Origin of the sequence: Enhygromyxa salina (assembly GCF_002994615.1) — a bacterium.
GTDB lineage: Bacteria > Myxococcota_A > Polyangia > Nannocystales > Nannocystaceae > Plesiocystis > Plesiocystis salina_A.
This window is the reverse complement of record NZ_PVNK01000112.1, coordinates 33,813-57,904: the sequence shown is the minus strand read 5'-3', so window position 1 is coordinate 57,904 and position 24,092 is coordinate 33,813. Positions and strand designations below refer to the sequence as shown.

At 70.3% G+C, this 24,092-nt stretch carries 16 protein-coding genes; 10 read left to right on the top strand and 6 right to left on the bottom strand.

The window, feature by feature from the left end; genetic code table 11:
* Nucleotides 1–267: 267 nt before the first annotated feature.
* The 3 genes from ENSA5_RS10855 (at nucleotide 268) to ENSA5_RS10845 (ending at nucleotide 2,139) form a co-directional block, all read left to right on the top strand.
* Entirely contained in the window at nucleotides 268–1,209 is a 942-nt protein-coding gene (locus ENSA5_RS10855) for a sigma-70 family RNA polymerase sigma factor (protein ID WP_106391563.1), read from the top strand.
* A gap of 63 nt (nucleotides 1,210–1,272) precedes the next feature.
* On the top strand, nucleotides 1,273–1,695 hold the full coding sequence (locus ENSA5_RS10850; protein ID WP_106391562.1) for a VOC family protein: 423 nt from the start codon (nucleotides 1,273–1,275) through the stop codon (nucleotides 1,693–1,695).
* A gap of 27 nt (nucleotides 1,696–1,722) precedes the next feature.
* Nucleotides 1,723–2,139 carry a VOC family protein gene (locus tag ENSA5_RS10845; protein ID WP_106391561.1) on the top strand — a complete coding sequence of 139 codons (417 nt, stop codon included), beginning with the start codon at nucleotides 1,723–1,725 and terminating at the stop codon, nucleotides 2,137–2,139.
* 190 nt (nucleotides 2,140–2,329) lie between these two features.
* Here ENSA5_RS10845 and ENSA5_RS10840 read toward each other — a convergent pair whose 3' ends face one another.
* Nucleotides 2,330–2,962, bottom strand: a complete 633-nt coding sequence (locus tag ENSA5_RS10840; RefSeq protein ID WP_106391560.1) for a hypothetical protein — start codon at nucleotides 2,960–2,962, stop codon at nucleotides 2,330–2,332.
* A 476-nt stretch (nucleotides 2,963–3,438) separates the two neighbouring features.
* On the opposite strand from ENSA5_RS10840, the gene ENSA5_RS37425 reads away from it, so the two are divergent.
* On the top strand, nucleotides 3,439–3,582 hold the full coding sequence (locus ENSA5_RS37425; protein WP_181197624.1) for a hypothetical protein: 144 nt from the start codon (nucleotides 3,439–3,441) through the stop codon (nucleotides 3,580–3,582).
* An 11-nt stretch (nucleotides 3,583–3,593) separates the two neighbouring features.
* On the top strand, nucleotides 3,594–4,544 hold the full coding sequence (locus tag ENSA5_RS10835; RefSeq protein WP_181197623.1) for an alpha/beta fold hydrolase: 951 nt from the start codon (nucleotides 3,594–3,596) through the stop codon (nucleotides 4,542–4,544).
* 68 nt (nucleotides 4,545–4,612) lie between these two features.
* Here the strand turns inward: ENSA5_RS10835 and ENSA5_RS10830 are convergent, their stop codons facing one another.
* Nucleotides 4,613–4,900 (bottom strand): energy transducer TonB, encoded by a 288-nt coding sequence (locus ENSA5_RS10830; RefSeq protein WP_106391558.1) that lies wholly within the window; start codon nucleotides 4,898–4,900, stop codon nucleotides 4,613–4,615.
* Nucleotides 4,901–5,304: 404 nt separating this feature from the next.
* On the opposite strand from ENSA5_RS10830, the gene ENSA5_RS10825 reads away from it, so the two are divergent.
* Entirely contained in the window at nucleotides 5,305–7,230 is a 1,926-nt protein-coding gene (locus ENSA5_RS10825; protein WP_106391557.1) for an OmpA family protein, read from the top strand.
* 8 nt (nucleotides 7,231–7,238) lie between these two features.
* On the opposite strand, the gene ENSA5_RS10820 is transcribed toward ENSA5_RS10825, so the two are convergent.
* Together ENSA5_RS10820 and typA are read right to left on the bottom strand one after the other, a co-directional pair.
* The gene (locus tag ENSA5_RS10820; protein ID WP_181197622.1) at nucleotides 7,239–9,848 is read right to left on the bottom strand and encodes a penicillin acylase family protein; all 2,610 of its coding nucleotides are present in this window, start codon (nucleotides 9,846–9,848) and stop codon (nucleotides 7,239–7,241) included.
* Between the two features lie 81 nt (nucleotides 9,849–9,929).
* Nucleotides 9,930–11,819 carry a translational GTPase TypA gene (gene typA / locus ENSA5_RS10815; RefSeq protein WP_258182816.1) on the bottom strand — a complete coding sequence of 630 codons (1,890 nt, stop codon included), beginning with the start codon at nucleotides 11,817–11,819 and terminating at the stop codon, nucleotides 9,930–9,932.
* A 275-nt stretch (nucleotides 11,820–12,094) separates the two neighbouring features.
* On the opposite strand from typA, the gene ENSA5_RS10810 reads away from it, so the two are divergent.
* A complete protein-coding gene (locus ENSA5_RS10810; RefSeq protein WP_181197621.1) occupies nucleotides 12,095–12,928 on the top strand; it encodes an alpha/beta hydrolase family protein in 834 nt (277 codons plus the stop codon).
* Between the two features lie 74 nt (nucleotides 12,929–13,002).
* Nucleotides 13,003–14,280, top strand: coding sequence for a pyridoxal phosphate-dependent aminotransferase (locus tag ENSA5_RS10805; RefSeq protein WP_219906765.1), 1,278 nt, complete (start codon nucleotides 13,003–13,005; stop codon nucleotides 14,278–14,280).
* 49 nt (nucleotides 14,281–14,329) lie between these two features.
* On the opposite strand, the gene ENSA5_RS10800 is transcribed toward ENSA5_RS10805, so the two are convergent.
* Nucleotides 14,330–14,851 (bottom strand): hypothetical protein, encoded by a 522-nt coding sequence (locus ENSA5_RS10800; protein WP_106391554.1) that lies wholly within the window; start codon nucleotides 14,849–14,851, stop codon nucleotides 14,330–14,332.
* Between the two features lie 104 nt (nucleotides 14,852–14,955).
* On the opposite strand from ENSA5_RS10800, the gene ENSA5_RS35815 reads away from it, so the two are divergent.
* Entirely contained in the window at nucleotides 14,956–16,566 is a 1,611-nt protein-coding gene (locus ENSA5_RS35815; RefSeq protein WP_146155558.1) for a hypothetical protein, read from the top strand.
* 74 nt (nucleotides 16,567–16,640) lie between these two features.
* Here the strand turns inward: ENSA5_RS35815 and ENSA5_RS10790 are convergent, their stop codons facing one another.
* Nucleotides 16,641–17,690 (bottom strand): NAD-dependent epimerase/dehydratase family protein, encoded by a 1,050-nt coding sequence (locus ENSA5_RS10790; protein WP_106391553.1) that lies wholly within the window; start codon nucleotides 17,688–17,690, stop codon nucleotides 16,641–16,643.
* Between the two features lie 212 nt (nucleotides 17,691–17,902).
* Between ENSA5_RS10790 and ENSA5_RS10785 the strand changes: the two genes are divergently transcribed.
* On the top strand, nucleotides 17,903–23,977 hold the full coding sequence (locus ENSA5_RS10785; protein ID WP_106391552.1) for a protein kinase domain-containing protein: 6,075 nt from the start codon (nucleotides 17,903–17,905) through the stop codon (nucleotides 23,975–23,977).
* Nucleotides 23,978–24,092: the final 115 nt, after the last annotated feature.

The following is a 24,092-nucleotide window of genomic DNA, read 5'->3' as shown; positions in this document are numbered from 1 at the left end:
GGATCGGCGAGACCGTGCGAGGCCTCTTCGCCGCGGGCTGTGTCGCCGAAACTTGCAGTGCGGGCATACTGCGAGCGCCGAGTGACAAGGGCAGGAGCGGCCTCAGATGTGCCGGGCGGCGTGATCTCAACCTGCTCGCCGCTCTGGCCACGCAGTTCTCGGGAAGTGTGCTTGGTCGTCGACCGTGAGCTCAGCCGAGCTCTCTTGCTGGTCGCCCCGCATGGATGCCAGGCTCGCGGGGCCCCGAGCGGTGGTAGCTTCCCCGGGATGGAGGCGGCAATTGCCCAGCTCGAAGAGCACCGTACGGCGCTGACGGGGCACTGTTACCGCATGCTCGGCTCGGCCGTCGATGCCGACGACGCCGTGCAAGAGACCATGGTCCGGGCCTGGCGCGCGCTCGATCGCTTCGAGGGCCGCGCCTCGCTGCGGACCTGGCTGTACCGCATCGCGACCAACGTCTGCCTCGACGCCCTCGCCCAACGCAAGCGCCGCGCCCGACCGATCGAGGAGGGCCCCTCGGGCACCGTCGAGAGCGTCCTAACCGAGCGCCCACGCAGCCACTGGCTCGAACCGATCCCCGACGCCGCGGCGGTCCCGAAGGACGCCGATCCGGCCGAGCAGGTGATCCTCCGCCAGAGCATCCGCCTCGCCTTCGTCTCGGCCCTCCAACAGCTGCCACCGAAGCAGCGCGCGGTCCTGCTGCTGGCCGAGATCCTCGACTGGTCCGCCGCCGAGATCGCCGAGACCCTCGAGACCTCGGTGCCCGCGGTCAACAGCGCCCTGCAACGGGCCCGGGCCAGCCTCGCAAAGCGCCAGCTCCGACCGGCCGGGCCTCTGACTCACGCCCAGCAGCGGCTGCTCGATCGCTACGTCGCCGCCTTCGAGCGCTACGACGTCGACGAGCTGGCCTCGCTCCTGCGCGAGGACGCGAGCTTCTCGATGCCGCCCTACGCGCTGTGGCTGCGCGGACCGGAGCCGGTCCGGGCCTGGCTCCGGGGCCCTGGCGCGGAGTGTCGAGGCTCGCGCCTGGTCCCGACCGCCGCCTGTGGCTCGCCGGCCTTCGGCCAGTATCGGGCTCATCCGGGCGGCGGCCATCGACCCTGGGCGCTGGTCGTGCTCGAGCTCGAGGGTGTCGAGATCGTCGGCTGGAACTCCTTCCTCGACACCGAGCTGCTGTTCCCCCGCTTCGGCCTGCCCCCGGCGCTCTGAGCCCGCCGCAAAAAAAGATCGGGCCAGCGATGAGTTTCAGGCCCGGCCCGGGTCTGTGGGGGCATGCCCATCAAGCAAGCCACCCCCTACCTCTACTTCGACGGCACCGCAGAGCACGCGCTGAAGCACTACGAGCAGGCCCTAGGGGCCGAGATCGTCAGCTTGCAGCGCTACAGCGAGATGCCGGCCGACGCCGGCACCTGCGTGCCCGCAGACCGCGAGCGGATCCTGCACGCGGACGTGAAGCTCGGCGCCGCCTCGATCATGGTCAGCGACCGGACCTCGGACCGTGGCGAGTCGAACGCCCGCCAGGTCCAGATCGCGCTCGAACTCGACGACCTCGAGGACATGGCCCAAAAGTTTACCGCCCTCGCCGAGGGCGGTGAAGTCAACGTCCCCATTCACGACACCTTTTGGGGGGCCAAGTTCGGCGCCCTCACCGATCCCTTCGGCGTCCAGTGGGCTTTTAATTGCATGAAGACCTGATTGAACACCCGAACGAGGATCTTCACCATGGCCGACAAGCAAGCCCGCCAAATTTACCTCAACCTCCCCGTCGCCGACCTCGAGCGCTCGAAAGCGTTCTTCACCAAGCTCGGCTTCGAGTTCAACCCCCAGTTCACCGACGAAAAGGCCGCGTGCATGGTCATCAACGAGGGCGCCTACGTGATGCTGCTGCGGCGCGAGTTCTTCTCGACCTTCACCAAGCGCTCGCTGTGCGACACGGGCAGCCACACCGAGGCGATGACGGCCTTCTCCTGCGAGAGCCGGGCCCGCGTCGACGAGATCGCCGAGGTCGCCCTCGCCAACGGCGGCCGCCCGGCAATGGAGCCGACCGACCACGGGTTCATGTACGGGCGCGGCTTCTACGACCCCGACGGCCACCACTGGGAGCCGATGTGGATGGACATGGAGGCCGCGACGCCCTGAAATTATCGCTCGCGCAGGCGCTCAGGACCGGCGTGAGCAGCCGACCTCGCCGCGGCCGCGGCCGCGGCGAGGGCACAACCGGTTGTCGCCGAGCAGGCCGCGCTGGACCGGCTCGCTCGCGGCTCACCCCGGGCCCCTCGCCGAGGCCCGACTGCACCCCGCGTGCGCGTAGTTTGCGATCTTCGAGCCATCACCCCCTTCGCGCCACTCGCTTCTGCACGCTGATCAACACCACGGGAATCACGAACCACCCTGCTGTCCACACCTCGGGTCCGATGAACGCCAACCCGGTGTTCAGCAAGGCTGTGGTGGGCTCGATGATGGCGTTCTCGAGCACCTCATCTTTCTCGGCTTCACTCATCCCGGCCGGGGTGAGCTCCCTCTTGCGAGCGTAGCCCCAACCTGCGCTGCCGATGAAGCCGGACACCGCGAGACAGAGGCTCTGACCTGCCCTCGAGGAGACACTCACGAGCTCCGGATCTGCGATCGCAAACCACAAGAACAAGCAGACGAAGATCAACTGCAGCAGCGCGAGCAAGGTGTGCCACGCGTCCGTCCGCTCGAGCGGCCCCAGCAGCTTGTGGGTCAGGTTCCACGAGATCAGCGTCAGGCCGACGCCGATGACCACCCTCATCAGGCCAACGTGATCGTCGATGAGCACAGACAGCAGACCCAAGGGCAGTTCGGTCCAGGCCATGTCCTCCGTCTCCGGGAGGTACATGATGAAGTTCACGAACAAGACCGCGTAGGCAACGTCGAGGAGCGTCTCCAGCCGCCGCAGTTGGGTCGCGCCGCGGTCAACGCTGACGGCTTCGTTCTCCATCTCTCGTGTCTACGACCATCTGATCTGTCGTTTGAGATCGGGCGAGGCGCGTGAGGAGCAAGAGATGGCCGAACCGCCATTGCGTGATTTTCGCGCAAGAATGGCACCGAACTCGGCCGCGCCGACGCTCATGCTCATCTCCTCGACGATCACGGCGCCGCAGGCGGCGAAAGCCAGTCTCCTAGGACCTGGGGGCCGAGCGGAGCGAGGTTGTCGGGGCGGAGCCCCGAGTCTTGGAGACGATAAAAACACTCTCGAGTCAAAGTCCCACTGGCGTGGTGGGGGCGCTGGCGATGGACTCGCCGCTGTGAAGCGGCCGTGACAGCCGAGGATGCTGAGCTCACTCGTGCGCCGCCGAGGGCATGGCCGGTAGCCGTCGCTGACGCGCTGATCCTCACGCTCGTCGCTCCGCGAGCTCGGCCGCGCGTCGCAACCTCGCCGGCCCGGGCCCCTCGGTCCCGGGGTAACCTCGCGTCATGACCCGACACCCGAGCACGCTGCCGCTTGCGAGCGCGGGGTTGCTGCCCGTCTCGACCTTCGAGCGCGCGGGCCTCGGCGACTCGAAGGGCGCGGCCGCGGCGGCCGGCCTCTGCATCGACATCGACAAGGAGCTCGGATGAGGCGCGCCGCCATGACCCCAGGTCACGCCTCGCGCTGGGTTGCGAGCGCGCTGCTCGGGCTCGTGATCACGAGCGGCTGCAACGTCGTGCGCATGACCGAGCGTCACCTCGAGCACCGCTACGATCGCGCGCAGCTCGACGCCAAGCGCCTGACCAAAGACGGCGTGACCCTGGCCTACCAAGATGGCGGGGCCGTCAGCCAGGCCACACCGGTGCTGCTCTTGCACGGCTTTGGCGCGTCGGCGATCTGGCAGTGGCCGGACCAGGTCGAGGCCCTGGCCAAGACCCGCCGGGTGATCGTCCCGGATCTGCTGTGGTTTGGCGCGTCGAGCTCCGACACCCGAGACTTCTCCCTCGACGCGCAGGTCCACGCGATGCAGCTGCTGCTCGATGAGCTCGAGCTCCCGGCCGTCGACGTCGTCGGGGTCAGCTACGGCGGGCTCGTCGCCCATGAGCTCGCCTTGGTCGAGCCCGAGCGCGTGCGCAAGATGGCCTTCGTCGACAGCCCCGGCCGCGCGTTCTCCCTCGACGAGTATCGCGCCCTGTGCGATCGCTTCGAGGTCGACTCGGCCGCCGAGTTTTTGATCCCGACGGACGAGGACGGCGTCCAGGTGCTGCTCGACCTCGCCTACCAGCGGCCGCCCAAGGTCCCCGCCTGGGCCAAGCGCCAGATCCTCACGGGCCTCTACGGTGACCGGCCCCAAGAGAAGGCCGCGCTCGTCGACGCGCTCGTCGACAACATCGACGACTTGACGAGCCGGCCCCTGCCCGCGCCGCGGCCGACCCTGGTCCTGTGGGGCCAAAACGATCCGGTGTTCCCGCTCGCCGCCGGCCAGCGCCTGGCGAAGATGCTCGACGCCGAGCTGGTCGTGCTCCCGGACGCTCGCCACGCGCCCAACATGGAGCACCCCAAGGCGTTCAACCAGGCCTTGATCGGCTTTCTCGATCGAGATCCGAGCTGAGCGCGGCGGCGGCGACACAGCGCGCATGTCCGACCGCCAGCCGGGCGAGTGGGCCCTTCAAGATCAAGTCACTTGAACTCGAGCTTGAAGACCTTTTGGGTGCAGGCCTTGATGGCTTTGCCATCAACCATGAAAGGCTCGAAGCGCCAGGTCGCGACGGTCTCGCGCATGATTTTATCGACCATCGGATCACCGGGGAAGTATTGAACCGTGTGGATATCCGAGGTCTCACCGGTGGTGTCCACGCAAAATGCCACAGCCGTTGCCCCGTCGGTCTTGTCGAAGCGCGCGGCCTTGGTCTGTCGGCGACTGAGTCGGGTGACACCGAGCCTTGTCTCGCGGTTGGGCTCTTGCAATCGAGCGTGAGGGCGCCCGCGGCTGTTCGAGTACGTCCAACAAAACTGGATGAATGGGACCCTCGCGTCATCGGCTCTGACCACGGAACAAGACAAAGTTCGTCGCGCCCGGCGCCCCCAACCCTGACGTCGCCGGGAGCTGCCGCGCTTCGTCGAGCTTCGTGGCGGGAGCGATCTGTTCGTGCCCAGCCTCTCGACCCTTCGAGAGCTGGCCAGCTGACGCCAGCCGCACCCTCGCGAGGCCGGCGAGTCTCGGCGGTGAGAGATTCGCGACCAGGCGGTGCGGCGGCTGCGGCACGGGTCGCGCGATCCGCCAGTTCGTGCCTCGAACATCGACGAAGCGATTGGCGCCCCGGGCGATACGGCGGCCTTCGTCGGCGAGCAGACCCGCGGTACACTGCAGTGTGATCGCGCGCCCGACGCTCGTGGTCGGCTTGCTGCTCTTCGCCGCGCTCGGGGCCGGTTGCCACGGACACGCGGGGGCCGAGCTGTCCAGCCCCCGATACGCACCGATCTATACCGACGGCCCAGTCCCGCTCCCCGGCGAGGACTTCAACATCCCCCACGTGACGGGGATCGACGGCCAGCCGCTCGTCGTCGCCTCGGTCCCGCCCGGGAGCTTGATGGCGTTCCCGAGCACCGACACCCGCCCCCCTTCGGAGATCCTGCTCAGGCAGCACGCAGTCGGCGGCGAGATCGCTGCCGACGCGCAGGTCTGGACGGCCGAGCCGGTCCTGCTGCCAAACCGCGCGCCCAAGCGCATGGGCAACGTGATCGGATTCGAGGTCCCGCAGCTGCCCCACGGGCTCTACGACGCCTGGTACGTCGGTGGCGAGCCCGAGGGCTCGGGGCGCGTACTGCTCAACCCCGGCGCCGCCGATGCTTCCCAGTGGACAACCTTCGAGGTTCGTCCGCAGCTGGAGGCCGCACAGTCGGTGATTCACGCGCTCCCCGGCACCGTCGTGGATGTAGCGATCGCGTTGCAAGGGCCGGCACCCGCTGGGCAACCCACAAACATTACGCTGAGCGGTTTCAACCAAGCCGTGCGCCTCGCGATCGGACAGCGCGCCGTGGTCAGCACCGACGCCAATGGGGTCGCACGATTCAGGGTCCGGGTCAGGTTGGACTCCGATGTCTACCTGGCCGCGAGCGCTCCGGGGTTTGCACCGACCGCGGTGCGGGTCGTCGGCGGGCCGGAGCAGCCCCTGCGAGATCATCGCTTGCAGCCCGGAGACATCCTCTTGTGCCAGGGCAACACGCTGATCAGCCCGGGGATCCAGGTGGCGGAGCGCATGCAACTCGGCCAGCCCAATCGCCTCGGACGACCGTGGTACTCACACGTCGCGCTCTACCTCGGCGACGACCAGACGGCCGAGATGCTCTCCGAGGGGTTGGTCACACACACCCTCCAAGACACCGTCGCGGGCTGCACGACACTGGACGTATATCGGCGGGATGGCATCACCGACGAGCAGCAGTACTGGGTGGTCGAGAAGTCCAAATACTGGCAGGTCCCCTACGCGTGGGGGCAGCTCGCCGCGATCGCGAGCATGGCCCTCGTCGCCAACGACAACCGCGTCCGCCTCGATGACTCGGAGTCTTGGTGGGACAGCTTCGTCGCCGGGCTCGCCTCGACCGCCGGCTGGGTCGTACGCGCGGTCGTGACCTTCGTCGCCGGGACCGACGACGGTCAGATGGCGATGATCTGCTCCGAGTTTGTCGCGTGGTCCTATCACGATGGTGAGGCGGGCCTGGACGTCGCCCCGTGGTGGCCGGTCATGGAGAACGCGGAGCTGCTCAGCTCCCTCGACGGTCGCATGGACTTCACGACCCCGAACATGATCGCCCAGAGCCCTGATCTGTCGTTCCAGTTTCAGCTCTACCCAAAGGTGCCAGCCCAGATCGAGCTCGCGGACTGCCAGCTTCGCCTCGGCGAGAAGATCGAGTTCGCGACCGGCAGCGCCGTCGTCGACGAGCACGATGAGGACCTCCTGAAGGCCATCGTGGAGGTCCTCGCCAATCAGCCAGAGATCACCAAGCTGCGGGTCGAAGGCAACACCGACAACGTCGGGGCCGCCGACCGCAACCTAGAGCTCAGCCAGGCCCGCGCCGACGCGGTCGTGAGCTGGCTGGTGGCGCACGGCGTCGAGGCCAGCCGGCTCTCGGCTGTCGGGCTCGGCATGTCTCGGCCCTTGGGACCGAACGATAGCGCTGGCCAGCGGCACAGGAACCGGCGGGTGGAGTTTCACGTGGAGAGCATGCGCTGCCCGCTCGATGGCGAGGGCAGCGACGAGGCGAGCGCCACGCGGGACACCGTGAAGCCGCGTTAAAGCCCGGTTCAGGGCGTGAGCGTGAAGCTGCTCTGAGTCGCGGCCTCGACCTCCTCGCGGCGGAAGGGCAGCGGCGAGTACACGCCGTTGGCCCAGTCCTCGAGGGTGTCGTCCCAGTGCGGAGACCCCGGCTCGCCCGAGTTGCCGCGCGGGAAGTTCACGGTCGCCTCGGGCGTGCCGTCCTCGGCGAAGCTCGTGACCACCCGGAAGATCGGCCCGTCGTTGGAGTCAAAGCGCTCGGCCGGATCGCCGCTGGGCCCGGCGTAGAAGTTGGACGAGGACACGTTGAGGGTGTCCTCGCCGCCGTTGGTCGGGGTCCAGCCGCCGTCGAGCTCGCCGCCGAAGGGGTTGCTGAACCGGGTCCCGTGCATGTCGGCCCAGCTGTAGCCGCCAGGGTCGACGCTGCCGTAGGTCTGGTTGAGCCACTCGGCGGTCCGGCGAAGGGCCTCGACCGCGATCCACTCGCGGCTGACCTGCAGCAGCCCGTCGGTCGAGTACTGGTGGAGCATGGCCAGCGCGGGGATCTTGATGATGTAGGGCGGCTGCTCGGCGAACACGAGGGTATAGAGGAACGCGAAGTCGTCCTGGACCGCCTCCCAGGCCATGTTGTGCAGCCACAGGTGCCAGATCAGCGCGCCGGCCGAGTCGCGGTCCATGGTCTGATCCCAGCTGTCGAGCGCGGCGGCGAGGGTCTGGATGTCCTCGTTGCCCTCGAACTCGGCGAGGTCGATGTTGGTCCCGATCTGGGCGGCCGCGTCGAGCACGATCGGGAGCAGCTCGTCGGACATCGGGCTGTGGCTGTCGAGCTGCAGCGCCTGCATGTCTTGCACGCTCACCTCGCCCTGCTCGGTCAGGCGCTCGAGCTCGTCGTGGAGGCGCTTGGCCCGGTGACCGGCGGCGTAGAAGAAGCCGTAGTAGAAGGGGTCGTTGGTCACGTCGCCATCGAAGGTGAAGCCCCAGGGGTCGTTGTTGGCCGAGGCGATCCACCCGCGGCTGTCGGCGTGGCTGCTGGGGAGCTGGTCCTCCGAGAGGTAGCTGGTCCAGTAGGACGCGTCGTCGTCGCCGTCGATGACGACGTAGGGCAAGGCGCCGCCGCTGAGGTCGCGATCGGGGACCAAGATGTGGACGCGATAGGAGATCGCGTCGGCGGTCGCGGCGACGAAGTTGAAGCCGGCGACCTCCATCAGATCCGCGCCGGCCTCCCAGCTCGGGATGTCCTGGGCCGCCGACATCCGCGCGAAGCACTGCTCCTCGTTGGTCGCCGCGAACCCGGTCCAGTTGACGAGAAGCTCGCGCCCGGCGCCCGCGATCGGCAGCGGGATCAGCTCGGAGGGCACGATCACGCCGTAGTCGGGCACGTCCTTGAGCTCGAGCACGACCGGCTCGGCGCCCGCGACCTCGATCAGCTCCTCGCGCGCGACCCACTCGACGTAGTCCTCGCCGGCCCAGACGCCCTCGCCCTCGACGCGCACGTCCCACAGATCCATGACGTCGGCGAAGTTGGTGGTCGCGGCCCAGTGGAGCTTGCGGTTGTGGCCGAGCTGCACGCCCATGCTCCCGGCGAAGGAGAAGCCGATCACGTCCTGGGTGCCCGTGCCCTCGTCGATGCTGTTGAGGTGCTGGGCGTACATCAGCGACGGGCTCTCGAGCGGCTGGTGGGGATCGTTGGCGATCAGCGAGCGGCCGTTGGCGGTGTGGCGACCGTCGATCGCCCAGTTGTTGCTGCCGAAGGGGCCGGACCCGCCGACGTGACTCATGGCGTGGTGGAGGCGGTCGAGCGCGTCGTGGACCGCCGCCGGGGAGTAGGGATCCATGGGCTGCGGCGCCCGGGCCTTGTCGAGGTGCGAGGGCCCGGTGTCGGGCTTCATGCCCTGGGGGACCTCGTCGTCGGGCATGATCGCGACCGGGAACATCGGCTTGCCGAGCTCGAAGCTGTTCCAGGTCCCGGGGATGTTGTCGCGCAAAACCGTCGCGAGCAGGTCGTTCTCGAAGGTGTTGGAGTTGGCCAGATAAAACAGCTTGCCGATCGCAAACTCGTCGTCGCGCTCCCACGGCTCGGGCGTGAACCCGGCCTCGGCGAAGCCGTAGGGCAGCGGGACCTCGCCGGCGTTGACCTCGGCGATCCGGGCGTTGACCCCGGCGAGCCACGAGATGATGTAGTTGTAGACGTCGGGCCCCTCCTCGCGGAGGCGCTCGGCGTTGAGGTGGCCCCACCGCCGCAGGTTGAAGGTGCGCGAGACGATGTCCTGGTCGACGAAGTCCGGGCCGAGGACCTCGGCCTGGCGCCCGAGGGCGCGGCGCCGCAGCAGCGCCATCTGAAACAGGCGCTCGGTCGCCATCTGATAGCCCGAGGCGTAGGCGACGTCGTTGTCGGTCGCGCCGTAGATGTGGGGGATGCCGCGCTCGTCGATGTCGATCCGGACCTCGGCGCTGAGGCCCGGGAACTCGTCGAAGGGCTCGACGGGCTCGGCGTCGCCCGTGTCGCCCGTGTCGTCGGCGTCGCCCGTGTCGCTCGTGTCGCCGTCCTCATTGATGGCGCTCGCGTCGTCCCCCCTGCAAGCGGGGCCGAGCGCGACGGTCAACAACAACAGCGTCAGGGGCAAGCTACGGCGAGGCACAGCCCAGACGTAGCAAGTCCCCGATGTGAGTTCAATTCAATGGAGCCACGGCGTCGGGGTGCCTGGCCAAGGACCCGGGGCTCAGGTCCCGACGGCGGCGGCGGCCTTCTCCATCCGCTTGCGGACGTTGTGGTCGAGCCAGCGCTTGCGCAGGCGGAGGTTCGCGGGCGTGACCTCGAGCAGCTCGTCCTCTTCGATGAAGGCGAGCGCCTCCTCGAGGCTCATCTCGCGCGCGGGGGTCAAGAACAGCTTCTCGTCGGCGCCGGCCGAGCGCACGTTGGTGAACTTCTTGTTCACGTTCGGGTTGACGATCAGGTCGTTCTCGCGGCTGTGCTCGCCGATGATCATGCCCTGGTAGGTCGGGACCTGGGGCCCGACGAACAGCACGCCGCGATCTTGGAGCCGGGCGAGGGAGTAGGTCATGGTCTCGCCGGGCTCGAGGACCACGAGCACGCCGCGGGGCCGATGGCGGGTGGTGCCGAGGTGGGGCCCGTAGCCCGCGAAGATCGACGCGACGATCCCGGTCCCGCGGGTGTCGGTCATGAACTCCGAGCGGTAGCCGATCAGACCGCGCGCGGGGATCTTGAACCCCATCTTGGCCCGGCCGTTGCCGAGCTCCTCCATCGCGGTCATCTCGCCGTTGCGGCGCCCGAGCTTCTCGATCACGGCGCCCGAGTAGGCGCTGTCGCACTGGACCACGAGGTTCTCGTAGGGCTCCTCGAGGGTGCCGTCCTCGCGCTCGCGCACGATCACGCGCGGGCGAGAGACGCAAAATTCGTAGCCCTCGCGGCGCATGGTCTCCATCAAGACCGAGAGGTGGAGCTCGCCGCGGCCCGAGACCTCGAACTCCTCGGCTGACTCGGTGTTCTCGACCTGCAGCGCGACGTTGGACCGCAGCTCGCGAAACAGGCGCTCGGCGAGCTTGCGCGAGGTCACCCACTTGCCCTCGCGTCCGGCGAAGGGCCCGTCGTTGACGCGGAAGCGGACCGAGAGGGTCGGCGGATCCACGGCCAGGGCCGGGAACACGCGGCGGCGCTCGGGCGCGGTGTCGGTCAGGGTGTCGCCGACCTGCAGCGTGCTCATGCCCGCGACCGCGACGATGTCGCCCGCGCGGGCCTCGGTGATCTCGAACCGGCGCAGGCCCTGAAAGCCGAGGAGCTTGGTCACGCGGAATTGCTCGGCGCAGTCGCCGACGGGGTCGGGCTCGCGGCCGGGCACGGGCCGGATCTGCGCGAGGCGCTTGCCCGACTCGATCGTGCCGCTGTCGATCCGGCCGATCGCGAGGTAGCCGAGGTAGTTGTCGTGGTGGAGGGTCGAGACCCACATCGCCGGGGCTGCGTCGAGCTGGACCTTGGGCGGGGGCGCGCGCTCGATGATCAGATCCAGGATGCTCGAGATCGGCTCACGCTCGCTGTCCGCGTCGTCGGGCTCGGCCATGACGTAGCGCTCGCGGGCCGAGCAGAACACGACCGGGAAATCGAGCTGCTCGTCGCTCGCGCCGAGCCCGTCGAGCAGATCAAAGGTCGCGTCGACGGCCCCGTGAGGGTCGCAGCCGGGCCGGTCGATCTTGTTGACCACGAGCAGGATCTGCAGGCCCATCTCGACGGCCTTCTCGGTCACGAAGCGGGTCTGGGGCATCGGGCCCTCGAACGCGTCGACGACCACGAGCGCGGCGTCGACCATGTTGAGCACGCGCTCGACCTCGCCGCCAAAGTCGGCGTGGCCTGGGGTGTCGACGAGGTTGATGCGGTGGTCCTTCCACGACAGCGCCGTGGGCTTGGACGTGATCGTGATCCCGCGCTCGCGCTCGAGGTCTCCGCTGTCGAGGGCCCGCTCGACGCCGAGCTCCCCTCGCTCGAACGCGCCTGCTTCGCTGAGCAGCGCGTCGACGAGGGTGGTCTTGCCGTGGTCGACGTGGGCGATGATCGCGAGGTTTCGGATGTCCTCGCGGGTATGGTCGCTGGTGGTCACTCGCGGCGGAACATGCACTCGGCTCGGCAGCGGCGCAAGCTCGGGCGCGTGTGTCATGCGACGCGCCAGGATCCCGGTCCCGACCAAAGTCGGCCATGGACCGGGACCCGCACAACCCGCACACTCGAGCCATGCGGTCCGTGCGGCACTCCCGAGCGCGGCTTGTGGCTCTGGGAGCCGGCTGGAGTCCCGCGGCGCTGATCAGCGTCGCGCTCGCGCTCGGCGTAGGACCCGCGGGCTGTCGCAAAAGCGAGGTCGCGCGCCCCGACGAGGTCGTGCGCGCGGAACCGACAACGCCTTACCTCGCCCGTCGTCACGCACACGAGACCCAGCTGCGTGAGCTCGGCCCCTCGCCGGGCGAGTACAGCGACGACGCGCCGCCGCGCGGGGTCCAGTCCGTGACCTATCCCTCTGGCGAGCTCTCGCTGCGGGCCTGGTACGCGACGCCGCTCGGCGCGAGCGGCTCTCGCAGCGCCCCGGCGCTGGTCTACTTTCACGGGGATTTCGCCTTCGGGCCCGACGACTTCGAGGCCGTGCGGCCCTTCCTCGACGCCGGCTACGTGGTCATGGCGCCGACGCTCCGGGGCGAGAACGGCAACCCCGGCGACTTCGAGCTGCTGTGGGGCGAGGTCGACGACGCTCGCGCGGCCGTCGAGTGGCTCGCGGCCCAGCCGATGGTCGACCGGCGGCGAGTCTACGCGTTCGGGCACAGCATCGGCGGCGCGGTCGCGGCGATGTTGAGCTTGTACCCGCAGCTGCCGCTGCGGATGTCGGCCAGCTGCGGGGGGATCTACGTGCCCGAGACCTTTGGGCGCTGGGCCGCGTCAACGGGCAACCGCGAGCTCGTGCGCTTTGACCCCAGCGATCCGAGCGAGACCGAGCTGCGCGTGCTCGGGCCCAACTTGCCGTGGATGGTGCACCGCCACGTCGCCTATGTCGGCCGCGACGATCCGTGGTTCATCGACAACGCCGCGGCGCTCGAGCGACGCGCGTGGGAGCTCGGCAAGCCCTTCGAGAAGATCGAGGTCCCCGGCGATCACATGGCCTCGCTCGCGCCGGCGCTGGCGGCGTTCCTGGAGCTCACGTATCTCGACATCCCGGGCTCGTAGAGCTCGAGCGCGCAGATTCGGTCGACTTGGATGTCGACACGGGCGCCGGTCCGTCGCTACCATCATGATCAATCGTGTCTCGGCGCCCGAAGGTCCACCTCAACCTCAACGTCCGTGGGATGCGGAGCTCGGCGACCGTAGCGATCAACGAGCACAGCGATCAGCTGATCGCCGACGGCCGCAAGGTCTGGAAGCTCGGGCTCGGCCAGTCGCCCTTCCCCGTCGCCGAGCCGGTCGTCGAGGCTCTGCGCACGCACGCGGGCGAGAAGGACTACCTGCCCGTGCGCGGCCTCCGGGCCCTGCGCGACGCCGTCGCCGACTATCACGCTCGCCGGGCCGACATCTCGCGCAGCGGCGACGACGTGCTGATCGGCCCCGGCAGCAAGGAGCTGATGTTTCTGCTCCAGCTGGTCTACTACGGTGACCTCGTCATCCCCACGCCTGCGTGGGTGTCCTACGCGCCCCAGGCCAAGATCATCGGGCGCAGGGTCTGCATGGTCCAGACCGATCAGGACGACGACTGGCGCCTGCAGCCCGAGCGCCTCGACGAGCTGTGCGCCGAGGACCCCGGGCGACCGCGGATCGTGATCTTGAACTACCCGGCCAACCCGACCGGGCGGACCTACAGCCCCGCGCAGTGCAAGCAGCTGGCCAAGGTCGCCAAGCGCAACGGCGTGGTCCTGCTCAGCGACGAGATCTACGGCGAGCTCCACCACGCGGGCGAGCACGTGTCGATGGCCCGCTACTACCCCGAGGGCACGATCGTCTCGTCGGGCCTGAGCAAGTGGTGCGGCGCCGGAGGCTGGCGGCTCGGGACCTTCTTGTTTCCGCCGCGCATGCGCTGGCTCCTCGACGCCATGGCCGCGGCCGCGAGCGAGACCTTCACCTCGACCTCGGCGCCGATCCAATTTGCGGCCGTGCGCGCGTTCGAGGGCGGACCCGAGATCGAGCGCTACCTCGCCGACTCACGCCGGATCCTCGCCCTGCTCGGCAACTGGATCGCCACCCGCCTCCAGCGGGCCGGCCTGCGCTGCCCGATGCCGGAGGGCGCCTTTTATCTGTTCCCCGACTTCTCCCCGCTGCGCGAGCGACTCTCGACCCGAGGCGTGACCGACAGCGTCGAGCTGTGTCGGCGGCTGCTCGACGATACCGGGGTCGCGATCTTGCCTGGCTCGGAGTTTGGCCGGCCGCGCGCCGAGCTGACGGCGCGCCTGGCCTACGTCAACTTCGATGGCGCGCAGGCGCTGCGCGAGCTCGCGGGCTTTGACGGTCAGCTCGACGAGTCCTTCTTGCACCGCAATTGTCCAGGCACGCTCGAGGCGATCGAGCGGATCTGCGCGTGGTTGGAGTAGCTCGGAGCGTCCGGGCGCGCGGCGCTGGCTCCTGGTCACGCCGCTCGAGCTAGCGCGGCACGCAGATCTTCGCGCTGAGCTGGCGCGTGGGATCGCTGGGATCCGGCGCGACGTAGACCCCGCCCACGCCGGTCTCCTCGCACTTGTAGTTGCTGCGGCAGTTGCTGTCGGTCTTGCACTTGCGGCGGCAGCTGGTCCGCGCCCGGATCTCGTCGGCGCACAGCCCCTCGGGCAGGCAGACCTCGTTGGGCAGGCAGTTGTCGCTGCCGATGTCCTCGGTGTCCGGGTCGCAGGCGATCGAGACGAAGTCGCTGGCGTACACCTTCACGCACACGGCCTCGCTGGGGCAGACCCCGAAGCTGCAGTTCTCGACGATGCACTCGCCATCCTGGTCGGGATCGCGCGAGGCGTTGGACACGTCGCACTGCCGGACCCCGTCGAGCCCGCAGTCGGTGGCGCGCTTGCATGGGTCGCCGACCTGGGGGCTGCAGCCGAGGGCCCCGAGGATCCCAAGTGTCCCGAGGAGTAGCGCGACTGGCGCGTTGCCTCCGATGGCGCGTTCGCGGAGCATGAGGTCGGCGGAGTGTAGTCGTGCCCTTGCGCGTCCGTCCATAGGTCCGCACAGACAGGGCTTGGATCTGACCTCCCGAGCCGCGTACCCTCGATCGTCCCGACATGACCCTCGACGACTTCCTGCGCGCGCTCGAGAACCTGATCGAAGATCGAGAGGCGAGCGACGACGATCCCGGCGAGGGCAACTTCAGCTGCGAGGACTGCCGCGCGTGCAATCACTGTCGATTCTGCGTCGGCTGTGACTCCTGCGAAGACTGCACCTACTGCGAGGAGTGCATCGACTGCGTCGGCGCGACCCAGTCCAAGCGCTGCGTCGGCTGCCGCAAGATCAGCTACTGCGACGACTCGCGCGACTGCACGAACTCGCGCTACCTGACGCTGTGCGTGGCGTGCACCGACTGCGTGCACTGCCTCGCCTGCGTTGGCATCGCAGGCGGCGAGTTCTACGTGCTCAACGAGAAGCGCACGCGCAAGGAGTACTTCGCGCTCCTGCGCCAGGTGCAAGAGCTGATGCACGACAAGATGAACGGCGGCTGGCGTCCGCCCGGGATCGGGCTCGCGAGCGAGATCTTCGACGCCGTCGCCGCCGGCCGCGACAGCGAGCTGACGGCCGCGCCCTGGCTCGGAGACTCGCTCGAGCCGCCGCGGGACGACTACCGGGACGCCGCGCCGAACGCGATGGACCACGAGCTCGGCTACGAGCCGGGCTACGGGCGCGAGCCGGGCCGGGACCAGGCCCGCGAGGACTGGGGCGAGCCGCGAGGAGCCCGACGCGAAGCTGCGCGCGAGCACCACGAGCGGGGCCCGGCCCAAGACAGCGGCGAGGACCCTCGCGGGGGGCGAGGCGTCCGCTACCCGAGGGAGCCTTCCGAGGGCGACTGGATCCGAGAGCCGCCGCCCGAGTACGGGACCAGCTACTCCGACTCGGACTCGGATGCGGGCCGGCGCGGTCGTCCACGCGAGCGCGGCCGACCGCGACCGGGCCAAGACTACGGGCGAGACCTCAGCCAAGACGACTACGCGCAGGACCATGACGCGCCCCAGATCAGGGGCAGCGACGTCTATCGGCCCATGCCGGACTACGGCTACGGCGGCCACGATGGCCATCATGGCCACGATGGCCACGGGGGCCATGGTGGCCACGACCATCACGACGTGCCCAACACCCGAGACCAGCAGCCGACCGAGCCCTTCGCTCGAGGTCAGCGAGAGCCGGTCTACGACCCCGCGCGAGGCGGCGTCGGTCCGCGCCCCCGGGATCCGTCTGCGGCCCCCGGCGGCGCGCCGGACTACGGTGAGGTCCAGAGCGAGCGAGTGTGGGAGGACAGCCGCGACAGCACCGTCGCGCGAGCCGGCCGCCACGACCCCGGCAACCGGGACCGGTCGACCCCCGAACACGACCTGATCGGCCTCGAGCTGCCCCCGCTGCCCGAGCTGCCCGAGCTGCCCGAGCCACCCCCCGCCCGCGAGCGCGAGCCCTCGTCGCCGTGGCTCGACGACAACGCCGCCCAGGCCCGGCGCCGGGCCAAGAAGGGCAGCCTTCGTCGCGCCGGCCGACCTCAGCGCCCGCCCGAGGCCCCGGGGCGACGCGAGATCACCGGGACCGGGACCGGGACCGGCAGCGCGTCGGCGCGGGTCGGCAGCGAGGGCACGCACACAGGCTCGGCGCTGCGGCTCGGGCGCAAACCCAAGCGCAAGCGCAGCTCGTCCTGAGTCGAGCGCTGCGGCCTCGACTCAGCCCAAACGTTCGTCGCCCCTCGGCCGCCAGCCTACGGCCCCACGCGGCCTCATCGGCAGAGCATGCCCTGGTCGCGGAAGAACTCGTGGGCCTCGCGCGCGGCCTCGCGGATCGAGGTCGGCTCGAACCCGAGCTCCTCGCGAGCCAGCGAGATGTCGGCGTGGCGGTTCATCGCCAGGATCTCGATCGCGCCCGGCGTCAGTCGCTGAGGCGCGTCGGGCACCACCCGGCGGACCGTCGACGCGTAGGCGCGCGAGAGCGTCTTCATCAGGGGCACGGGCACGCGCAGCCGCGGCTTGGCCCGGCCGACCAGCTCGGCGAACACATCCAAGAGACCGTCGAGGGTCAAAAATTCCGTCGACAGCAGGTAGCGGCGCCCGGGCTTGCCCTTGGCCATGGCCAGGAGGTGGCCCTCGACGAGGTCGGCCGCGCGGACGAACTCCGAGCCGCCGGGCATGTAGCCGCGCAGCTTGCCCGAGGCGAAGTCGATCAAGACCTTCCCGGTCCGCGAGGGCAAAAAGTCGTGGGGTCCGATGATGCCCGTCGAGATCGCGATCACGGCCTCGAGCCCCTCGGCGACGCCCTTGAGGACCTCGTGCTCGGCCAGGGTCTTGCTGCGCGCGTAGGGCAGCCAGTCCATGAAGGGATAAAAGGGCATGCCCTCGTGGACCGGCCGCGACGGCGTCTCGGGGTCGATGCCGATGCCCGAGAACGAGCCGGTCAGGCACATCCGATCGACGCCCTCGTCGAGGCACGCGCGGACCACGTTGCGGGTGCCGAGCACGTTGATCTCCCAGATCTCGCGCTCCTGTGCGGGGGTCGGGGCCCGGGTCGAGACCTTGGCGGCGGCGTGAAACACCTGCCCGCAGCCGCCGCAGGCCTCGCGCATCCGTAGCGGGTCGCGGACGTCGCCGGCGAAGCGCTCGAGCTCGAGGCCGTCGAGGGCGCGGTTGTTGGCCTCGGGTTGGATCAGCGCCCGGACCTCGTGGCCCTCGGCGAGGAGGCGGCGGACCAAATTGGCGCCAAAGTGGCCGCTGCCCCCGGTTACGAGGGTGACGCCGCGGGGCGCACGATAGGGATCGCCGGCTTCGGTGGTCATCGCCGCACGATCTACCAGCCCCGTCGCCCTTTTGGGGCCGCGCGCGCCAGGAGGCTGAGTACCTGTGCAGCGGATCACCGATTCGCGCGACTTCTCACGTCTGAGCCTGGACCGGGCTCGTTGGTGTGTGTCTGCCGCGTTTGGTCGTTCGGCCACCTGTTTGCGACCATCCCTCGATGGGCCTGGCCGCTGCGCCAGGCTTGCGAGAGGCCATGCAAGAGATTCCGAGCGATCTGGGTGTTGCGATTCGTGCTGGTGACTGCGTGCTGTGGACAGGCGCGGGGATCGGGGCCCTGGCCGAACGCCCGGGCTGGGCCGAGGTGCTGCGCGAGCTGGTCGCAGACACGGACGAGGGGCCGCGCGCCGAGCTCGAGGCCTTGCTCGACGCGGGCGAGCGGCTGACGGTCCTCGACTGGCTCCGCCGCCACCGTGGCAGCGACGCGCTCGAGGCCGCGCTCACGGCCGCGGTCGACGAGGACCAGACCTTGCCCGAGCCGCTGCGTCCGCTCGGCCAGCTCCGGTGGCGAGGGTGCCTCGCGGCCGCCTACCCGGACCTGCACGCCCGCGCACGCGAGGCCGCGGGTCACGAGCGACCGCGGATCAGCCGCGACGCGAGCAAGGGCATGCCCGGCGACTACGTGCTCCACACCCCGGGCAGCGAGGAGCTGGTTCGGGACCACGACCTGCGCGAGCTCGTCGAGGAGGTCAAGCGCAGCGCGACCCTCGTCCTGCTCGGCTTCGAGCTCGGCGATCCCGACCTGCGCCAGATCCTGACGATCCTGGCCAAGATCCCCGCGACGGCCTCGACCCACTACCTTTATGTCGCCAACCCGAGCTCCGTCGAGGCCGAGCAGATCCGTGAACACAGCGGCGTCGAGGTCTGCGAGCTCCCCGAGGGCGGGGTCGCGGCGCTGCTGAGCGCGCTCGCGACCGCGAGCGAGGGCGAGCCGCTCGAGTCGCGCGCGGCCGACAAGCTCGCGGCGATCGAGCTCAGCCGGGTGCTGCGACCCGTGCCGCCGCGCGTCGACCTCGGCGTCGACGCGGCCTTCGGCGTCGACCCCCACGAGGTCGATCGCCTGGTCGCCTCGCTCCCGGGCGGGATCGAGTCCGTGCCCAACCGAGATCTGCTCCGCCTCGGCAGCGTGTGGTTGGCCCACGCGCGGGTCTCGGGCAAGACCCAGAGCCGCTGGCACAAGCGCGCGCGCAAGGCCTTTCAGCAGGTCGTGACCCACGACGCCGAGGCCCGCGACCAACGCCTCGCGCGCTTCAACCTCGCGCTCCTCGCCCTCGTCGAGGGCGACGAGGCGGCCGCCCGAACCGGGCTCGAGGCCGCCGCCGAGCAGGACCGCAACCTCGCCCTGGTCTCGCCCCGCTTCGCGCTCGAGACCGTGCGCGGCCGCGTCGGCTCGCGGATCTGGCTCGAGTGTCACGACCGGGCCTCGGACAACGCGCTGGTCGCGATGGAGGTCGGGACCCTCGGCCGCGCGGTCAGCCCCGACGAGCGTCGGCGCTTCATCGACGAGGTCGGGATCCTGGCCGAGATCGATCACCCCGCCTTAGTTCGGGTCCGCGGGGGCGTGGCCGAGGGCCGCGTGTTCGGGGTCATCATGGAGCCCGATCAGGGCGTGCCGCTCTCGCGCCTGCTCGAGCAGACCGCCGACCCGCTCCCGCTCGACAAGGCCTTCGAGATCATCGGTCCGCTGATGGAGGTCATCGGCCTCGCCCACGCCAAGGGCCTGGTCCACCGCAGCCCGCACCCGCGCCACGTGCTGATCACCCAAGATGGCGCCAAGCTGCGCGGGTTCGGCTTCTTGCCCCTGGTCTCGTGGGCCCGCCCGGCGATCGTGCGCGAGAACCATGGCTACGGCGCGCCCGAGCTGCTCGTCGGCGCGGTCCCGAGCCCGGCCAGCGACACCTACGCCCTGGCCGCGATGCTCTATCGCTGCATCACCGGGGCGCTGCCGCTGGGCTCGGTCCCGGCCCCGTCGAGCCTGGTTCAGGGCATCGACCAGCGCGTCGACGCCCTCCTGACCGAGGCCATGCACCCGGACCCCTCGCGGCGCCCCGACCCCAAGACCCTGCGGACCGAGATCGCGACGATCCTCACGACCCCGCACAAGTTCGATCAGGTCGAGGCCAAGGTCGTCGAGCAGCCGGTCGCGGCCCCGGCCACGCCCGGCGCTCCGGTCCGGATCGTCGAGCCCGAGGACCCCAACGACCTCGACGCGTGGAAGTGGATCCTCGACCAAAAGCCCGCCCACCTGCCCGCGCGCGAGGCGATCGGACGGATCGAGCGCGAGGCTCGGGCCGCGCAGCGCTGGGATCGCGTCGCCGACGTGCTCGAGATCCGCGCGCGCATCAGCCAGGCCGAGAGCGAGAAGATCGTGCTCTTGCGCGAGCTCGCCGAGATCAGCGAGCGCCACCTCGACGCCCCCGGGACCGCCCTCGACGCGATCCTCCAGCTCGTCGACGCGATCTCCGTCAACGCCCAGCTGCCCCTCGTCGACGACCTCCTGCGCCTCGCCGAGGTCACCGGTCGCTGGGCCACGGTCGCCGAGAAGCTGCGCAGCGTCGGTCGGCGGATCCCGCAAGCTGACGCGCAGCTGCAGATCCTCGCTCGCGCCGCGCAGATCTACCTCGAGCAGGTCGGCGAGCTCGACCGCGCGATCGCGGTCTACGAGGACGCCCTCGATCTCGAGCCCGAGAACCTCGACCTCCAGCGCGCGGCGCTCGTCGCCTATCGCAAGGCCGACCGCCCGGCCGAGCTCGCGACCGGGCTCTTGACGATCGCCGAGCTCGAGACCGGCCCGGTCCGCCACGAGGCGCTGATCGAGGCCGCGCAGATCCTCGGGGAGCTCGGCGAGCACGACGGCGCGCTCGAGGCCGTCGAGCACGTCCGCGCCGAAGATCCCGACAACGCCCGCGCGCTCGAGGCCAGCGAGCGCTGGGCGCGAGAGCTCGAGCGCTGGGACATCCTCGCCGAGGTCCTCCCCGCCCGGGCCGAGGGCAACCTCGATGACGCCGAGGCCAGCGCGCTGCGCAAGGAGGCGGCCGAGATCATGGTCGAGCGCAACGACGACGAGGCTGGCGCGATCGTCCAGTACCGCCGCCTGATCGAGCGCGACCGCAGCGACCTCGCGACCGCCGAGGCGCTCGCCTCGCTGCTGCGACCCAAGGCCGAGGGCGACTCGGGCGAGGCCGCGAGCGCGCGCGAGGGCCTGATCGACGCCCTGTCCGTGCTGACCGAGGTCGTCGACGACAGCGGGCGCCGGGCCGAGCTCCTGGCCGAGGCCGCGAGCTTGCTCGACCGCGAGGCCGACGGGGGCGAGCGCGCGGCCGACTGCCGCGAGCGGATCGTCGCGACCTTGCCCGTCGACCACGCCCTGGTCCTCGACGCGGTCGCGGGCTTGATCCGCTACTACCGCAGCGAGGGCGCGCTCGAGCGCCTCGCCGAGCTGCTCGAGCGTCGGGCCAAGGTCGTCGCGCTGCCCGACGCCGCGCGCGTCGAGGCCTACGAGCAGCTCCACGAGCTCGTGTCCGGGCCCCTCGACGACCCCGAGCGCGAGCGCGCGGCGCTCGAGGGCCTCGTCGAGCTCGACCCGTCCGAGGGCCGCTGGCGTGACCTCCTGATCGAGCGCCTCGCAGACGCGGGCGATCAGGAGCGGGCCGAGCAGCTCCTGCGCGAGCGGATCGCCGACGCCGAGAGCCCCGCAGATCGGGCCTCGATGTTGGTCACCGTCGCGCGCATGCGCGAGCGCGCGGGCGAGCTCGAAGAGGCCGAGGCCCGGGTCCGCGAGGCCCTCGAGCTCGACGAGTCCGCGAGCCGTGGGTGGGCGCTGCTGCGCGAGATCCTCGACCAGCGTCAGCGCCCGCTCGAGGCCCTCGACGCCCAGATCCGCGCGGCCCAGACCAGCAGCGACCCGCGCGAGAAGGTCCGCGAGCTGTTCGCCGCGGCCAAGACCTGGGTCGAGACCCTCAACAAGCCCGACCGCGCCCTGCCCCTGATCCGCGAGGTCGTCGAGCTCGATCCCCACCACCAAGGCGCGACCGGGATGCTCGTCGAGCGCCTCGTCGAGCGCGGTGAGCTCGACGAGGCCTGGCCCCACGCCGAGCGCTGGGTCTCGCAGACCCGGGCCGCCAACCCCGACGACCGCGAGCTCAACGCCCAGGTCCACGCCCTCGCCGGTCGCTGCGCGCTCGCGGTCCACGACAAGGCCGCGGCCCGCGAGCTGCTGCGCGACGCCAAGCAATTCGATCCGCGCAACCGCGAGGTCGGTCGGGCGCTCGCCGATCTCGAGCTCGAGTCCGAGAGCTGGGAGGCCGCGCTCAAGGCCTACCAGGGCCTGGCGATCCAAGGTGGCGACGAGGTCGGGCCGCGGGACCAGGCCGAGCTCTACCTGCGCATGGGCCAGGCCCGCCACGGCATGGGCGAGGCTGGCAAGGCCCTCCAAATGATCGACCGCGCCCTCGATCTCGATCCGACCTACGTCGACGCGGCCCGCTTCCTGGTCGAGATCGTCGACGGGCCCGCGCGCAAGGTCGAGGCCTGCGAGCGGCTGATCGGCGTGCTCGCGGCCGAGCTCGCCGAGCTCGACGATGAGGACGACCGCCGCGAGGCCCGGGCCTCGGAGCTGCTGGATCTGCGCCTCGAGCTCGCCACGACCCTCGCCGACGAGCTCAACCGCCCCGACGAGGCCGTGGCCCAGATGCGCGCGGTCCTCGAGAGCCGGCCCGACGACCTCTCGCTCCTGCACCGCGCCCTCGATCTTTACAGCAACGCCGAGCAGTGGTCCGAGGCGATCGGGGTCCTCGATCGCCTCGCCGAGCTTCAAGACCACGGGCCGATCCAGGCCAAGTACCGCTACGCCGCGGCCTCGCTGATGCGCGCCAACAAGCTCGACGCGACCGGGGGGGTCGTCCGCGCGCGGCTGATCGGCGTGCTCGAGGCCGATCCGCTCCACGACAAGGCCTTCAACGCCGTGCGCGAGAGCCTCGAGGAGGTCGGCGACTGGCGCGAGCTGTCCAAGGTCCTGCGCGGGCGGCTCAAGGCCACGCCCGAGGACGCCGTCGAGGAGCGCATCGAGCTGCTCGACAGCATCGCCGCGCTCTACGAGCAGCGCCTCGACGACCCGCGCACGGCGATGCTGGCCTACGAGCAGGCGATCGCCCTCGCGCGCACGCTCGGGGCGGGCGAGGACGACGAAGGCCAGACCGCGCGGCGCAACAAGGTCATCGGGCTCTCGGTCCAGCTCGGCGACGACGCCCTCGACAAGGGCATCGGCCAGGTCCAGACGCTGATCCGCGACAACCCGCTCGACTACGACAGCTACCACCGCCTCGTCGAGCTCTACCTCAAGGCCGAGCAGCGCGACGCCGCGATCTGCGTGTCGCGGACGCTGCGCTTCCTCAAGCAGGCCGACGAGGCCGAGCTCGAGCTCGCGGCCGAGCCCGGCGACAGCTACCAGCCGCCGCGCGGCTCGATCTCGCGCAAGCTCTGGCGCGACGCCCTGCTGCCCAGCCACACGAGCTCGCGACTCTCGGATCTCTACGGCCTCCTGTGGCCGGTGATCGCCGCGCGCGAGGGCCTGACCCACGCCTCGGTCGGCGTCGAGCGCAGCCAGCGGGAGACCGTGACCATGCAGGCCACCGGTCTGACCCGCTGGGTCGCCTACATGTCTCAGGTCATCGACATGCCGCCGCCGGATTTCTACCTGCGCAAGGGCGAGGCCGGGGGCTTTCGCGTGACCGCCCTCGGTGACGCCAAGGGCGTGTACCCGACCCTGCTCGCCGGCGACGAGGCCCTCGCCCGTCAGCCCGACGCCGCGATCGCGTTTCGGGCCGGCCGCGCGATCGCCCGGGTCCACCCGCACCTGATCGGCGCCGCGCTGCTGCCCTCGTCGTCGAGCCTGCGCGACGCGATCTACGGCGCCGTCGGCCTCACCCAGCCGAAGGTCGCGATCCCCAAGGAGCAGCGCGAGGCCGCCCGGGGCTGGGCCGAGGCGATCAAGAAGATGCTCCCGCCCTCGCGCCTCGACGATCTGCGCAAGGCCGTCGCCAAGGTCATCGAGCGCGGCGGCGCCGACACCAAGAGCTGGCTGCGCGGCTGTGACCACGCCGCCGCCCGGGCCGGCTTTTTGGTCTGCGACAGCATCGACACCGCCGCCCGGGTCATCCTCCAAGGTGGCGTCGGGGTCTCGGCCGACGGCCGCGAGCTGATCAAGGGCCTGATCGCCTTCTCGGTCTCCGGCCCCTACCTCGAGCTCCGCCGCAGCTTGAAGCTTTCTTAGACCCCCACAGGCGTCAGCAACTCCGCCACGCAGGGCCGCTTCGCGCCCGGTCGCTCGCTAGCTCGCTCTGCGGGCAGGTGTGGGCTTCGCGGGGGCTCGTCGGCTTGGACCCCCA